Source organism: Calditrichota bacterium (genome assembly GCA_020637445.1).
Taxonomy (GTDB): Bacteria; Electryoneota; RPQS01; order RPQS01; family RPQS01; genus JABWCQ01.
On sequence record JACJVZ010000001.1, the window covers coordinates 223937 to 239891 of the forward strand.

The following is a 15955-nucleotide window of genomic DNA, read 5'->3' on the forward strand; positions in this document are numbered from 1 at the left end:
AAATCAAGCATTTGCTAAATTGACCGACCAGTCGGTTTGCTATTGACTCTCGCAACCCATTGCAGTATATTGCCATCCAATTGACTGACCAGTCGGTTTGGAGACAAAATGACAGAGCATGCACTAAAAGATCAACGGCACGACCAAATCCTCGAAGCGGCAGGAAAACTCTTCGCATCCAAAGGCTTTGACAAAACTTCCGTGGACGAAATTGCCAAAGAGGCGGGATTGTCCAAGGGAGCGGTCTACTGGTATTTCCCGTCAAAAGAAAGAATCCTCATAGCCTTAGCCGATCAATTCGAACATCAAAGCCAAGACGTCGTAGTTGATTTGGCACAAATCGATATGCTTGGTCCTGAAGCATTATTCCTCGCCCATCGTCATCTATATGAGCAGAAGGCCAACAATCCGCTGCCTGACTTGTTGTTCCAACAATTCGTCAGCATGAGCGCAAAATTTCCCGAGGTTGCGGAGGCGCTCGATCGCAATCAAAAAAGTTGGGTGGGGGTCATCAAACAACTTTTGGACAACGCGGTGGAAAACGGCTATTTCAAACCCTTTGACACTCGTCTGATTTCCGAATCCATTAGTGCGCTTTATCGCGGCACATGCACGACAAGATATGATTCACCTGACCGCGCGTACGAAATTGTCGAATACACCTGTAAGTTGGTCTACGACGCGGTAGTCACCGACAAACGAAAAGCGGAACTCGCCAAAGGAGCGGGAGCTTGAAACACACCATTCTAATTATAGCTGTGCTGTTTGTCTTCAGCGCCGGGCAAGCGATGACACTCGAAGAAGCCGTCGCACTCGGAAAAACCCGCTCACTGGCCCAGCAAAAACCGCGCATCGAGAAACTCAAGGCGCGCGGCCAATTGGACGAAGCGTGGTCTAACGCCTTGCCGCAGATTGACGGCAGCGTAGGCTACCAACGCGCTATTAAGAAGGGCAAAATATTTTTCCCCAATCCTGAAACTGGCGAATTCACGGCGCTCGAACTCGATCAGGACAATGCCTTGCAAGCCAACGTCACGTTGAATCAGCCTCTGTTTACATTTGGCAGAATCGCGGCCGGCGTGCGCGGGGCAAAGGCCTACTCCCAAGCCGCGGATCACGGCGTTGCGCAGCAAAATTTGCAGACTGAGTTGGACGTTATGCAGCGCTTTTGGGCCGTGCTGACGATGCGCGAAGTCGTCAAAGCACGTGAGCTGAGCCTGGCAGTCAGTGACAGCTCGCTTTCGCGCGCGGAACGCATGCGCGGCGTGGGATTGCTGAGCGATTATGACGTCCTGCGTGTCCGCGTGCAAGCACAAAACCAGCGGCCAGCGCTTGACAAAGCCCGCAGCGACTTGCAACTCGCGGAACTCTCGATAAAAGAATACCTCGGTGTGCCGCTGGACACGAGCATCGTGTTCGAAGGGAACCTTACGGATTTCGCGATGTACGTTGATACGACGTCCGTCGAGGATAAACTGCGCGAGCGCGACGACGTTTCCGCACTCAGAAATGCCGCCGTGGCACAGCAGAATCTCTACATCATCTTCAAGAACGCGCGCTATCCGACTCTTGGCGGACAAGTCAAATACCAGTGGCAGTGGTCAAACAATGAGTGGGATGTGAATCCACGCAACAACTATTCCGCACTTTATGCCGGCGTCTCTCTGTCGATACCGATTTGGAGCAGCGGCGCCACGCACGGAAAGGCGCTGCAATACAAAGCGGATTGGCGGCGCGCTGAACTGAATCTGGTGCAAGCGGAACGTGGCGCGAAATTGCAATACGAATCTGCGACGCGCGATCTGAATACTGCGATTAGCAATGAATCCGCAGCGTCGCTCGCCGTAGATCTTGCCGAAGAAGCGCGCCGAATCGCTCAAACGAAATTCGCGCAAGGTCAAATCACACCGCTCGAAATGGACTCTGCGCAGCTTGACGAACTGACCGCACGCGTTTCGCTGGCGGATGCCAACTACCGCCGCTTGCTCGCATCGGCACAGGTGCGGCTCGCGCTTGGACAATCTCCCTACGCCAACTGAAAAAGGAAATAGACATGAGCAGAACTCGCATCATCATGATTGCCGCTGCGGCGGTGCTCGTGATCGCCATCACAATAGCCAAGGCGTCGAGAGACCAGCGCGACGGCGCGCAATCCGCGTACACGGCCGTCATTCCCGTCAGCGGCTTCGTTCTTGAAACGGAACCGTTCTACAAGTATATCGACGAGAGCGGCACGTTGACGGGCAATCGTGAATCCGTCCTTTCCGCAGAAGTCGGTGGACAGGTTGAACAAATCTATGTTGAGATCGGCGACGTCGTAAAGGCGGGCCAAGCCTTACTCCGGCTCGACGACGAACTGCTTTCCCTTGAAGCTGAACGCTCGAAGATAGCGTTCGACAAGGCCAAGCTCGATTTTCAGCGTGTTGAAGCAGTGTATCAAGACAAAGGTCTCTCCGAATCCGATCTCGAGAGCGCACGCCTCGGCATGAAATCCGCGGAAGTTCAATACCGTGCCGCGAAAAAGATGTTCGAGGACGCGACAGTTCGTGCGCCCTATGCGGGTACCGTCTCGTCGAAGATGACGGAAGTCGGCCAAATGATCGACAAGGGCCAGCCCGTGTTTGAGATCGTGGACATCAGCAAAATGAAACTCCCGATCCACGTTTCCGAAAATGAAATTCAGGACATTCACCTTGGCGCGACCGCGAAAATCTTTGTCGAATCGCTGCGGGACACGTTAGTTGCGGAAGTGACGGCAATCGGGGCTCGTTCGATGCAAGGCTCGCGCACGTTTCCAGTTGAAATGACGATGGATGGCGCCGACAATGTCCGCTCCGGAATGTTCGCGCGAGTCAGTATTTTTGCCGGCGTTGATTCATCGAGCTTGGTGATTCCGCGCGCGGCCACGCTGCCGGACGTCGGGCGTACAGTCGTATTTGTCGCCAAAGGCTCAAAGGCGGAGAAAAAAACCGTGCGGATCTTGGGTACGGACGAAGATCAAATGTCCGTCAACGGATTGATGCCGGGAGATACTGTGATTCTCATAGGCAATCAACTGTTGACGCAAGGATCGCAAATCAACCTCACGCTGGAGTAAAAAGCAATGACCGTTACAGAACTTGCGATAAAGCGGCCCAGTGCGGTGGCGATGTTCTTTCTCGCCATCGCGGTCATGGGATTGATGCTCTACCAGCGTTTGCCGGTCGATCTTTTGCCGACGATGAATTGGCCGATGGTGACGATCGTAACCGTTTGGCCCGGCGCGGGACCGCAGGAGGTTGAAACGATGGTGTCCCGGCCCATCGAAGACGCCGTCGTGTCCCTGAACAAACTTAAACATATTCGCTCGGTAAATCGCGAAAATGCTTCCGTCGTCATGCTGGAGTTCGACATGTCCGCCAACTCCGACATAGTCTTGCAGGAAACTCAGCGCGTCATCACGACCATTCGTGCGCAGCTTCCCGACGACGCGGAGGAGCCGCAGATTTACAAAGCCGATCTCGGATCTCTTCCGATTCTCCGCTTGGCCGTATCAAGCGAAATGTCACAGCCGGATCTGTTCACATTCGTGGATGAGTTGATTCGTCCAAAACTTGAGCAGGTTGACGGCGTCGGGCAAGTCGTGATTACAGGCGCCGCAGAGCGAGAAATCCAGATTGCAGTCGATCCTGACAGACTCGCGACGCACGGCTTGTCGCTGGCGGAGTTCAATCAATATCTTGCGGCGGATAATCTCGATGTACCTGCGGGCAAGGTGTTCTCGCCTTCCCAGGATTACACGATCCGTGTCGCCGGCAAATATGAGAATCTCTCCGACATAGAACTGACTCGCTTGCCGTTGTCCGACGGATCGGCGATCTATTTGCGCGACGTGGCGCAGGTCACGGACACGATCAAGTCCGAGCGGTCCTTGACTCGCCTAAATGAATCCTCGGCTCTTGGAATCCAAATCGTTAAGCAGTCGCAGGCCAACAGCGTGCGGACGGCCGACCGTGTCCGCGAAGTCTTGAAACAAATCGAAGGCGAACAAGGTAACCGCGTCAAGATTGAAATTGGTCAAGACGTAACAGTTTTCAACCGAAATTCGATTGCCGAAGTTCAGCGCAACATTGCCGAAGCCTTGATCACCGTCGCACTCGTGCTGCTGGTCTTCCTGCACTCGATGCGCAACTCTTTGATCGTACTCGTGGCAATTCCGTTATCGGTCGTCTCCACGTTCATCTCGATGAAGCTCTTCAACTTCTCGATCAACCTGATGACGATGATGGCGTTGGGTACGGTGATCGGTGTGCTCGTGGACGACTCGATTGTGGTCTTGGAGAACATTCATCAATGGTTAAAGCGCGGTGCAGATCCGAAGACGGCGGCGATCAAAGGCCGGAACGAGATCGGGTTGGCCGCCGTGTCCATCACGATGGTTGACGTGGTGACATTCTTGCCCATCGCATTCGTAGAAGGTCTCGTCGGAAACATCTTTCGCGAGTTTTCGATCGTCTTTGTCACCGCGCTCTTGATGTCGCTTGTAGTGTCATTCACCGTCACACCGCTGCTATCGAGCCGTTTGAACCGCGCGGAAAATGTCCATGGCGAAAAATGGATGCAAGGGTTCGCGAATTGGTTCGAGAAGTTTTTCGGCCGAATCGAAGAACGATATCGCGGGCTCTTGAACTGGTCGCTTTCGCATCGAGGTGCGGTGATCGGATTTGCGACGGCGGCGATGGTCTTCGCGGTCGCCTTGATTCCGCTGGGTTTCATCGGCAGCGATTTTGTTCCGCCGATGGATCGCGGAGAATTTGCAGTCACGACGAAAATGCCGCTTGGCACGACCCTCGAAGAAAACAGCGCCGTCATGGGACGTATTGAAGACTATCTCGACTCGCGCTCGGACGTTCAGCAGATCATGAGCACGATTGGTTTGGTCGAGTCGGAGTGGGGAATAGAGGAGAATCCCCGCCTCGGAAACATTCAGGTACACTTGACCGACCGCGATGCCCGCAAACTTTCTACCGCGGAAGTGCAAAACGAGATTATCGCCTATTGCAAGGATATCCCCGGTCTTGACATTCGCATCAGTGACATTGGACTATTCGGCACGGCCAACGCCGCTCCAATTCAGTATGAAGTCCGTGGACAGGATCTCGACAGCGTGCAAGTTGCGGCGGACTACGCCAAGAGCATTTTGCAGAGAATTCCCGGCGCACGCGACGTGCAATCGAGCTACGAGTTAGGCTCACCCGAGTTGCAAATCGTCGTCGACCGCGATCGTGCCGCCGCCAGCATGCTGACGCCGGGACAGGTTGCGTCCGCCTTGCGTAGTTCGGTGAACGGCAATGTCGTCACCAAATTCCGCACGGGTGAAATTGAAGTCGACATGCGTTCTCTCTTGATTCCCGAATATCGCACGGACCCGACTAAAATCTCGGACGTCGAAATCAAGAATGCGGCCGGCCAAATGATTCGCTTGGGAGACGTCGCAAAGATCGAACGCACGAGTGGACCATCATCCATTACCCGCAAGGATCGCCAACGGCTCGTCACAGTTTCCGCGAACGTCGTGGGCAGATCGCTTGGTGAAGTGCAGGGCGAATTCGACAAGCAGATGGAAAGCTACACACCGCCGCAGGGTGTTCAGTTCTTCGCCTACGGTGACGTCGACAATATGCGGACGATGATCTCCGATATGATCCAGGCGATCTTCTTGTCGATTTTGTTTGTGTACATGGTGCTCGTCGTTCTGTACGAGAGCTACATTCATCCTTTTGTCGTCATGTTCTCGGTTCCCGTCGCGATCGTCGGAGCGTTCGTCGGACTGGCCGTGACCGGCTATACTTTGTCAATGTTCTCGATGATCGGACTCCTGATCCTAATGGGTCTCGTCACGAAGAACGGAATATTGATAGTCGATTTCACAAACCAGCTCCGTGCACAGGGCTACACTATGAAAGACGCGCTGCTCGAGGCGGGCCCCCGCCGCTTGCGACCAATCGTCATGACTACCCTGACGATGGTCGTTGGCATGACCCCGCTCGCGCTCGCGCTTGGTGACGGGTCTGAGATGCGTGCAGGCATGGGCGTCGTGATCATTGGAGGCTTGCTGTCTTCGCTATTGTTGTCTCTTGTGCTTGTCCCCGTGATGTACACGATTCTCGACCGCTTCAGCAAAAAGGACTGGAGCGAAGAGGCAGTACCCGAAGTCAAGGGAAACGTGGCACCGGCAGCCAGCTAAGAAAACTCGAACGCCGGTACCTGAGCCCTGATTCGGGCTATCGGCCTTAACATAAGCCCTCGGTAACCCCGGGGGCTTTAATTTTGCATACAATCGTCAAATGTTCAGCGTGCAAGGATACTGCACGGATGTTCAAGTTGTTTGTGCCCGTGTGGAAGTTACATATAGCCCGCCTCCTCATGGAACTTTAGCGATTCCCTTTGTATATTAATGATTCTTAAGGAGGAGCGATTGTCCACACCTTTTCCGTTTCCACAGCCGGACATTACTTCGGACCGTCTCTCGCTCAGAAGATTTCGAGCAAGTGACGCCGCGGACATGTTTGCCTATACGTCCGACGATGAAGTTACGCGTTTTCTGTCATGGAACTCACATTTGTCGGTTGATGACGCCGTTCAATACATTGATTCCATGACACAAGCGTACATAAACGGCGACTGGCCCGCATGGGGAATCGAACTTGTGGCCGAGTCGAAGTTGGTTGGCTCGATTTCCCTTCGGAACTACTCGTCTCTTCACAAACAGGCGGAGCTAAGCTACGTCATGAACCGCGCTTTCGGCGGCCGCGGAATTATGAGCGAGGCTGTCGACCGAATCGTCAGATACTGTTTTGACGAACTTGATCTTGAGCGAGTGGAAGCCAGATGTATGACGGACAACTTTGCGTCTGAGCGCGTAATGCAGAAAACCGGAATGAGCCCCGAGGGTATTTTGCGCAGACACCAATGGATCAAAGGCCGGTTCCACGATTTCAAGATATACTCGATCTTACGAGAAGAGTATCTTGCGCGGCGTTCTTAGCCTCAAAAGATTTGCAATCAACACCAAGGATATATTGAATGACAAGCAGCGAAAATCCGTTCATAGATCTTCCCAAGATACCCGACGCGCGCGGAAACCTCACGTTCATCGAAGGCGAGAAACACATTCCGTTTTCAATTCGCCGCGTGTTTTATTTATATGATGTTCCGGGCGGCGCCACGCGCGCGGGACACGCATTGAAAACTTGCCATCAGTTCCTGATAGCGATGTCGGGCAGCTTTGACGTCGTGCTCGATGACGGCCGGCAGAAGAAGCGCTATCAACTGAACCGTTCGTATTACGGTTTACATATTCCGCCGCGCATCTGGAGGGAAATCGACAATTTTTCTTCCGGCTCCGTATGTCTGGTACTTGCATCTGAAGGCTATGCAGAAGATGCCTACTACCGCGAATACGAGGAGTTCTTGCAGGCCATCCGCACTGGAGAGTGATGAAAGTACCGTTTCTTGACTTGCATGCCACCTACCGGGAATTGAAGCCGCAGCTCCACGATGCGTTCGAACGCGTCATGGACGGAGGGTGGTACATTCTTGGAGCAGAAGTGGAGGCCTTTGAAAAGGAATTCGCGGAGTACAGCGAAGTCAAACATTGCGTCGGCGTCGGCAACGGCCTTGAAGCGTTGCATTTGCTGTTGCGCGCGGCGGGAATTGGCGCCGGAGACGAGGTCATCGTTCCTTCCAACACGTACATTGCCACGTGGCTTGCCGTTTCGCAGGCGGGCGCCGTTCCGATTCCCGTGGAACCGGATGAAAAGACGTACAATATTGATTCCTCATTGATCGAGCAAGCGATTGCTCCGAGAACAAAAGCGATTCTCGCGGTGCATCTTTACGGACAACCGGCGAACATGAACGCAATCTCCGAAGTCGCGAAACGATTCAATCTCCGACTTTTCGAAGACACGGCGCAGTCGCACGGCGCGCGCTGCGGTGGCCAAATGACCGGATCGTTCGGCGACGGCGCCGGATGCAGTTTTTATCCCGGGAAAAACCTTGGTGCCTACGGCGATGCCGGGTGTGTTACGACGAACGACGATCAGCTTGCGGATGCCGTTCGCGTCATGCGCAACTATGGTTCGCGAGTAAAGTATTACAACGAAGTCAAAGGGTACAACTCGCGGCTTGATCCGTTGCAAGCCGGCCTGCTGCGCGTTAGGCTTCCAAAAAATGAAGAGTGGAACGCGCGTCGGCGTCGTATCGCGGAGCGCTACTCAAAAGAGCTCGGCGAGGTAAGTGGTTTAACGCTTCCTCATGTTCCTATGTGGGCGGAGCCGTCTTGGCACTTGTATGTAGTGCTCCATCCCCGGCGAGATGAGCTTCAGAAAGCTCTCGCAAACGACGGAGTCGGCACTTTGATTCACTATCCGGTCCCGCCTCATCTGTCCGGCGCGTACGCCGATATGGGATTTCAGCAAGGCTCGTTTCCCATCGCAGAGAAGATTGCCAACGAAGTGCTGAGTCTTCCCATCGGGCCGCATCTTGACGACGCGTCCGTGGATTATGTAATTGAAAGCGTGCGCAGAAACTGCAAAACTCTCCGCTCATGAAGAAACTCTCAATCGTCGTTCCAGTCTACTATAACGAAGGTTCGCTGCCGCATCTTTACGATGAGATAACGCGGCTTGAAGGAATGCTTCGTGAACAGGAGATGGAGCTTGAGCTCATCATGGTCGATGACGGAAGCAAGGATCAATCATATGCGAAGCTCAAGGAAATACAGACGAAGCGTCCCGCAACGCGCGTCATCAAACTGGCGCGCAATTTCGGATCGTATCATGCGATCAAAGCAGGTTTAGGCTTAGTCACGGGCGATTGCTTTACATATCTCGCGGCTGACTTGCAGGATCCGCCTGAGCTGATACTCGAAATGGTCCAACGCTGGCAAAAGGGAACAAAATATATCGTGTGCACGCGCGCAGACCGCAAAGATCCCGCAACTTCAAAGCTGTTCGCCGGACTTTACTACAGGCTGCTTCGCGCGGCGGTTATCAAGGACTATCCGGAAGGCGGATTCGATCTTGCGTTGATGGACCGGACAATGCTGCCCTATTTGCTTTCGAGCGGACGCAACATCAACCTCGCGCTGTTTGCCTTCTGGCTCGGATTCAAGCCCGAATACATTCCGTACCAGCGTCGCGAACGTAAACATGGGAAGTCCCGCTGGACATTTTCCAAGAAGTTTACGCTGTTTCTCGATTCGATGCTCGGCTTTTCGATTGTTCCCATCCGCGCGATTTCGTTCATTGGGCTGATCGTTTCGCTTCTGAGCTTTGCTTATGGCATCTTTGTCGTGATCAGCGCGCTGCTCGGCAAGATTCCGATTCGCGGATTTTCCGCGACGATTGCATTGACGTCGTTCTTGCTCGGCATTGTTATTCTGATGCTTGGTATCATCGGCGAGTATGTATGGCGAATTCACACCGAAGTCAGCAAACGTCCCGAGTATGTCATCGAGGAGGTGTCATGACGGAATGGACAAGCCTGCGCCGCGACTCCGGGCGCATCCTTGACTATGTTCTCCTGACGGCGATGTGGGCGGTCATGACTTGGATCGCAAATCCGATTGCCAATATTCCACTGAACGATGATTGGACCTATGCGGTCTCCGTGAAAGCGCTCGTCGAAGACGGTCGTTTTTTCTTTTTAACGGAGTGGGCGAACAAGACTCTGGTCGCGCATGTCTTATGGGGTGCGCTTTTTTGTTTGCCTTTTGGATTCTCATACAACGCACTCAGAGTCTCGCAGCTCGCAGCCGGGTTAATCGGCATCTTTGCGCTCTATAAACTGTGTCTTGAGTTAGGGGCGTCGCGCAGAGTTGCCCTGCTATGCGCGGCGACGCTGCTGGCCAACCCGCTTTATTTTCAGATTGCCAATTCATTCATGACCGACATCGATTTTACAGCGTTTACGACGTTGGCGGTGCTATGGATTGTTCGCGGACTATTTAGAAGAGCTTCTGCTTGGACAATCACAGGTTGGACTCTGCTCGTGCTCACTGTGTGGGTACGGGAATTGGCTGCGATGATTCCGGCGGGATATGCGGCGTTCAAGGTTTACGTGGAGGGATTTAGGCGAAGCGCCATTGCCAAGGCGATTTTGCCCGGCATTGTCATCCTGATCTTGCTGATTATTCACCAGAAAGTCATGGTGGAGTGGCTCGGATTTCCGAATCTGGACAACCCGCGCACGAACGCCGGAGCAAACAAGCTCATGGAGAAACCGCTAAGGTTCTTCATGAATATACCCGGACGGACCGTTCACCTATTCCTCTACATTGGTTTGTATTCGTTGCCGTTTGTACCGTGGATGAGAACCAAAACTGAGAATAGGCATGCGCACAAAGTCGGGGTCATCGCCGCGACGGCGTTTGCAGTATTGATGGTAATTGGGATGTTCATGCGGGGCATGATAATGCCGCTTTTGAACAATTCGCTCGGAAGTATCGGGCTCGGACCCTTCACTTTGCGCGACGCGTTTCTTCTTCATCTTCCCAATCTGCCCACAGGTCCCGTATGGCCATGGGTAATTGTGACTCTTGTCGGGCTGTGGGCAGGTGCGAAAGTAGTTCAGTTCGTTGTAACATTGCTCTTTGACGTGTGTGTGAAATCGAAGGAGAAGCGAGCTGAGCCTCGCCGGGCCTTGACATTCTTCCTGCTCGCTGCGACGGCGTTCTACAGTTTGTTGATGGTGACGAGCGGGTTCTATGATCGCTACCTGCTAATCTACATACCGATGACAGCCGCTCTTTTCGCGTTGAACTCCGAAAATGTTGTTAACCACGTCAAGTCGTTGACCGTATTCTCATACGTCGTGATCGGTTTCTTTTGCATATACGGGGCACTTTCGACGCATGACTACATCTCATGGAATCGCGTTCGTTGGGAACTTGTGGGCAAACTCACGAATCAAATGGGAGTAACTCCGCAGCAGCTCGACGGCGGCTACGAAGTAAACGGAAGTCTGAATTTCCTGCAAGAAAAGACAATGTCTGACGACAAGAGTTGGTGGTGGGTGACAGATGACGAATATATGATTACCTTCGGCGCGGTACCGGGATACGAGATTATCGAAAAGCGGCCGTTTCCTAACTACATGTTTGGCGACGATGCTTCAGTCTGTATTCTGAAGAGAGTCGAATAGTCTGCGCCAGCCGCACGATAAAGAAAAGGGTCTGCATAGCGCAGACCCTTTTTGTGTCAAACACGAAAACGTTAGTTTTTCGGGATCACGAGTTTTGAAGCCGCGCTGTTAACGAGCGGCAAGACAATAAGCTCATCGGCCGACAGTTTACCGAAGAGTTCAGGATCGAGATAAAACTGTGTTTGGTCGCCCGGCACCGTTGCAACCAGAGTTTGCTCCCGGCGCGACAAGTCACCCGGTACTGCTTTGTGGATCTGATAGGAGTCCGCGTCTGCAACGGGCGGCCAAGTAATAAGTTGACCGTCGATCGTCGGGACGATGACGTGCGCGTCAATACGAACTCTTGCGTCGTCGCTTGAACTCGCCGCAGGAAGCACGGCTGAAAACACTCGTGTTGGAGCTTCCGGCGGAAGTCTCCGCGTTTGGTCGCGGTTGTCCGTCGCAGTGTAATAATACTCGAGGCTTGTCGCGTTCTGCGGCGTGATCAACTGCGACGTGTAGAAGCGCGGGCCGCTTGCCGTTGGAACAATCGTAGTCCACGTACCGCCCGGCGAGAAACGGAACGTGAGCAATTTCGAAGTGATATAGATTGGGTCAGGTATAGCGAACGAATCACTCCACATCTCAGCGGTCAAGAAGACAGTGTCCGGTCTGACAGTGTATCGCACAGGTTCATGGATAAAATACGGACCTAAGTTCCAACCCATACTTGCAAACTCAGGAAGTCCGATATAATTGCCCAAAGCCCAATCGTACATTTCGAATCCCACACAATTGCTTGCGCGGTGCGCGGCTTCCGCTCCCTCGAGAGCAAGTCTTATGGAGCTGGCGCCGTAATAACTCATGATTGCGTTGTGGCCCTGCGCATTCATGTAGGCGAAGCTCGAATCGAAGTTCGTGCTGTAGTCGGTCATCATCATGATCTCGACGTACGGACTTAGTTCGGGCAAAGAGCCGATCGTCCAAGGAGAGGTCGTGATCGGATGAGCGCGATTGTCTTTCACCCAAATGTCAAACGCGTCTCCATAACTGCGCACGAACATGCCCGGTCTTCGCGCTTGCACGATATCGTACATTTGATCGACGTAAGAGCCGACCAATTGACCGGGCGACAATCCGCGGCTCGTGCACCCTTGATCGTAGCCGGCCATCGAGACTTCGTTGATGTGGATCTTTATTCCGTTGGGCGCGAGTGTCGAATCCAAATTGCGAATCTGGTCCTGATAGTATTCAAGCGGCTCGAGCATACTCCAACAAACCGTCTCGCGAGCACCTTGATACTGAATCGCGGAGTACCAGTCCAAGCTAACTTGATTTCCGACGGCCAATGCTCCTCCGCTCACGCGCGAAATACGCGGACCCGTAATATACCGGTCGTAGTTTGTAGCACCGGTCTCGACTATTGTGTAGTCCGCGCCTTCGGTCATCAGAATGTGTCCGGGTTCCTTGTAAACTTCGACCGGCGTGTCGTCGCGTCTAAGCATATTCATCGGTCCGACATTTTCAATCGTGACGTCGTCAATCCACAGAGAACCGGAGCTGTATTCTTCGGGGCCAATCCAAATGGACGCGGTATCGAGATTGTAGGTGGAGAACACAAAAGTGCCCTCCGTCCAATCTGTCGTCGTCGGAATTCCGATACGGTTGTTGATGAAATGATTGTTAATTGGTTCGTCGCCAAGGACAAGGAGTCGAAGTCGGCCGTGAAAACTTGAGGTCTTGTACCAGAAGTGAAGTCGCATGAGCCGGTTCGCCCCGAAATGCATACGCTGATGCACGGTGCGGTCTAACTCGTAACCGGATGACATATTGTACCAGCGCAGCGAAGAAGAGCCGGAATGCTTATAAGAGACGTCCCGTGAAAGCAGCGAGTAACCAGCCGTTGGATACATCGTCCAACCGTTGGGAATATTTCCGGTGAACGTCTCAAATCCTCCGTTGTTCACAGTGATTCCGTATGAAACAGGAGAGAACTGAGTCGTGCCGACCGTCATCGGCATGTCAATTATGGGAATGCCTTCCTGCCAGCATTTCTCAAGCACACGCAGCGCGGTCTGATCGGTGCCGAAAGTCAAAAATTGCCCGCGCCGCGCAAGTTTCGCGCGCAACAGCAGCGCGTGCGAAAGTGCGAAGTCACTGCGAACTGCGTGGCCGCCGTCCGGATCATTCCATTCAATCTCATCCATCTTACAGGCATAAGCCCAGTTGAACAAGGAATCGCAGTAGTCGTATTGCGATTGAATTCGCACGGACGAATTAACGGTGCACACTCGTTTGGGGAAATCCGGCCAATCTCTCACGTATGCTCGGTCAATCGTCGTCTGTCCGAAAACTTCCCCCATGAGTTCCAATAGGGAAAATAAGCCCCACTCCATACCGAGATGGTCGTAGCCTGCCAGGAACGTGTTGTTTGCTCCGACAAGCAATTGATATTCTTCCTCGTGAGTAAGTACCCCCATTCCCGGAATCTGAGAATCCAAGAGCGAGTCAACCAATGCGGGGAACCGTTGCGGAGTTCCCAACCACAAAGCGTAACCTTGTCCTTGCCACTGCGAATACGGTACGACCGTGAGCGGAATTCCCATCTTCGCCGTAAACTGAGCGATTGCTTCATCCCGCACGTAAGCCTCGACCACGTTCGGATTGTCAGGCATGACCAGAGTCAGTGCGCCATCGACAACAACAGGAGTTACGGCCAGCGATCCCATCTGTTGTGGCCGGGGTTTGATATCTTCCAAAGCGGCCGTTGAAACTTGTGTTGACGAGAACACAATCAGCATCGTGAGCAACGCAGCCGGCACTGGAACATGAGTGCACAGGTAAGCCCGCAATCCAAGAATGCGAAAAGTCGTGCAAAGGTGATCGGATCGAGTGGCGGGGTTGTGCTTCATTTTGTCTATATGGGATAAGGATGGTCAGTAATATACGAACTATGCCCGTCGAAGTCCACGGACTCACGGCATGAAATTCGGAGTTTCGCCTGATGAAATCCTGCAACAGTCGTGCCGGGCAAAAGGTAGATTTGTAGGTTAAGTCAGGATTCGTATGATGCCACATTAAGCAAATAGAATCAACATGTTAAAAGTGTATTTAGATCTATTTCGAGTGGTCAGGACTCTTTTTAATGAAGTCTCGCCTGTTGCGGATGGACGACCTTTCCGAAGCGCCTAAACTTGAAACTCTGCCGTAAGTGAAATATATTGAATCTTCATAATGGACAATGATCATTCATAAATCCTATACAAGCAAGCAAATCCATGACTACAACTGAAACAGCAGGCCGCTCACTCTTCGGATTCCGCATGGGCTATTGGATGCTCTGCGTCATTGAGATGTTCGAGCGCATGGCCTACTTCACGGTCCGCAGCGTCGTCGCGGTTTATATCATGCAGGCCGACGACCCCGGCGGTTTGCACTTTACGGCCGCCGACAAGGGCACCATCTTCGCATGGTGGTTCGTCTTCCAATCCGTCTTGCCTATGTTCACGGGCGGCTATGCGGATCGATATGGTTACAAGAAAACCATCTTCTTCTCGGTAACCATGAATATCATCGGCTTTGTGATGATGGCCTACTTGCGGACGTTCTGGGGTTTCTTCGGCGGCGTGCTCGTATTGGCAACGGGAACCGCATTCTTCAAACCCGGTCTGCAAGGATCGCTCGCACAAAACCTCGACAAGACAAATTCGTCCGTCGGTTGGGGAATCTTCTATTGGATCGTCAACGTCGGAGCATTTATCGCGCATCCGCTCGCGGGCGTATTGCAAGTGGACATCGGATGGAAAGCGGTGTTCTTGGGCGCCGCAATGTTCACGGCGTTCAACTACATCATGCTCTTCACGTTCAAGGATTTTGATTCGAAGGCAGACAAAACCGAGGGCCCGATTCATGTCTTTGTTCGAACGATAAAGAACATCTTTGAACCTCGATTGCTTGCGTGGCTGGGAATCATGTCCTGTTTCTGGCTGATGATGTACCAGTTGTGGGATTTGCATCCTAATTTTCTAACTGACTGGGTGGACAGTTCGAGTGTGGCGAGCTTCTTGCCAGGCTTCATGTCCCACGAAACGGATCGCGGACTGCAAGTCTTGCAACAGAACATGCTGGCTCTCAATTCGCTTTTGATCGTATTGTTCATGATTCCGGTTTCGTGGGTTGTGCGCAGGCTCCGTACGCTTGAATCCATGGTGATCGGCATGCTCGTCGCCACGCTCGGCGTCATCGTCGCGGGGTTCACGGGCAGCGGTTGGGTATTTCTGCTTGGCGTCGTGTTCTTTAGCTCGGGTGAAATGCTCACGGGTCCGAAAAAGAACGAGTACCTCGGTCTGATCGCGCCGGAAGGGAAGAAGGGTCTTTATCTTGGCTACGTGAACATCCCCGTCGGAGTGGGTGGATTTATTGGATCAAAACTCGCGGGCCATCTCTACGGACACTATGGCGAGAAAGCTGTGCTCGCGCAAAAATATATTCTCCAGCACACTCCATTCGGTGACGGCAAAATCTGGAACGGCGATCCAGATACACTGAGCACATTGCTTGGCGTTGAGCGAACCGCCGCCTTCACCAAACTTCAGGAGTTGACAGGTCTTGACCCGCATCAGGCAACGCAGCTGCTTTGGAATACGTACTCTCCGCAATACGCCGTTTGGATCCCCTTTGCGGCAATCGGAGTCTTTGCTGTGATTGCACTGATCATTTTCGCCCGCATGGCCAAACGTTGGTCAGACATGAACGCTTGATGCTTTTTCTTGAATAACAGTGAAAGCCC

General features: G+C 52.9%; 11 protein-coding genes. 10 read left to right on the forward strand and 1 reads right to left on the reverse strand.

Annotated features, from left to right (window positions below):
* Positions 1-108: 108 nt before the first annotated feature.
* The 9 genes from H6507_00825 (at position 109) to H6507_00865 (ending at position 11187) form a co-directional block, all read left to right on the forward strand.
* Positions 109-735, forward strand: coding sequence for a TetR/AcrR family transcriptional regulator (locus H6507_00825; GenBank protein MCB9367643.1), 627 nt, complete (start codon positions 109-111; stop codon positions 733-735).
* Positions 732-2039 (forward strand): TolC family protein, encoded by a 1308-nt coding sequence (locus H6507_00830; GenBank protein MCB9367644.1) that lies wholly within the window; start codon positions 732-734, stop codon positions 2037-2039. The genes H6507_00825 and H6507_00830 overlap by 4 nt, the downstream gene beginning before the upstream one ends.
* A 14-nt stretch (positions 2040-2053) precedes the next feature.
* On the forward strand, positions 2054-3097 hold the full coding sequence (locus H6507_00835; GenBank protein MCB9367645.1) for an efflux RND transporter periplasmic adaptor subunit: 1044 nt from the start codon (positions 2054-2056) through the stop codon (positions 3095-3097).
* Between the two features lie 6 nt (positions 3098-3103).
* Positions 3104-6226, forward strand: coding sequence for an efflux RND transporter permease subunit (locus tag H6507_00840; GenBank protein ID MCB9367646.1), 3123 nt, complete (start codon positions 3104-3106; stop codon positions 6224-6226).
* A gap of 231 nt (positions 6227-6457) precedes the next feature.
* Complete coding sequence (locus H6507_00845; protein MCB9367647.1) at positions 6458-7027, forward strand: GNAT family N-acetyltransferase; 570 nt, start codon at positions 6458-6460, stop codon at positions 7025-7027.
* Positions 7028-7065: 38 nt separating this feature from the next.
* Entirely contained in the window at positions 7066-7479 is a 414-nt protein-coding gene (locus H6507_00850; GenBank protein ID MCB9367648.1) for a WxcM-like domain-containing protein, read from the forward strand.
* A complete protein-coding gene (locus H6507_00855) occupies positions 7479-8594 on the forward strand; it encodes a DegT/DnrJ/EryC1/StrS family aminotransferase (GenBank protein ID MCB9367649.1) in 1116 nt (371 codons plus the stop codon). The genes H6507_00850 and H6507_00855 overlap by 1 nt, the downstream gene beginning before the upstream one ends.
* Entirely contained in the window at positions 8591-9514 is a 924-nt protein-coding gene (locus tag H6507_00860) for a glycosyltransferase (GenBank protein MCB9367650.1), read from the forward strand. Before H6507_00855 ends, H6507_00860 begins: the two co-directional genes overlap by 4 nt.
* Positions 9511-11187: a glycosyltransferase family 39 protein gene (locus H6507_00865; protein ID MCB9367651.1), complete on the forward strand. Its 1677-nt coding sequence runs from the start codon at positions 9511-9513 to the stop codon at positions 11185-11187. The genes H6507_00860 and H6507_00865 overlap by 4 nt, the downstream gene beginning before the upstream one ends.
* 71 nt (positions 11188-11258) lie before the next feature.
* On the opposite strand, the gene H6507_00870 is transcribed toward H6507_00865, so the two are convergent.
* The gene (locus H6507_00870) at positions 11259-14078 is read right to left on the reverse strand and encodes a hypothetical protein (protein MCB9367652.1); all 2820 of its coding nucleotides are present in this window, start codon (positions 14076-14078) and stop codon (positions 11259-11261) included.
* A gap of 366 nt (positions 14079-14444) precedes the next feature.
* Here H6507_00870 and H6507_00875 point away from each other — a divergent pair, with 366 nt between their 5' ends.
* Positions 14445-15926: an MFS transporter gene (locus H6507_00875; protein ID MCB9367653.1), complete on the forward strand. Its 1482-nt coding sequence runs from the start codon at positions 14445-14447 to the stop codon at positions 15924-15926.
* The last annotated feature ends 29 nt before the right edge of the window (positions 15927-15955 follow it).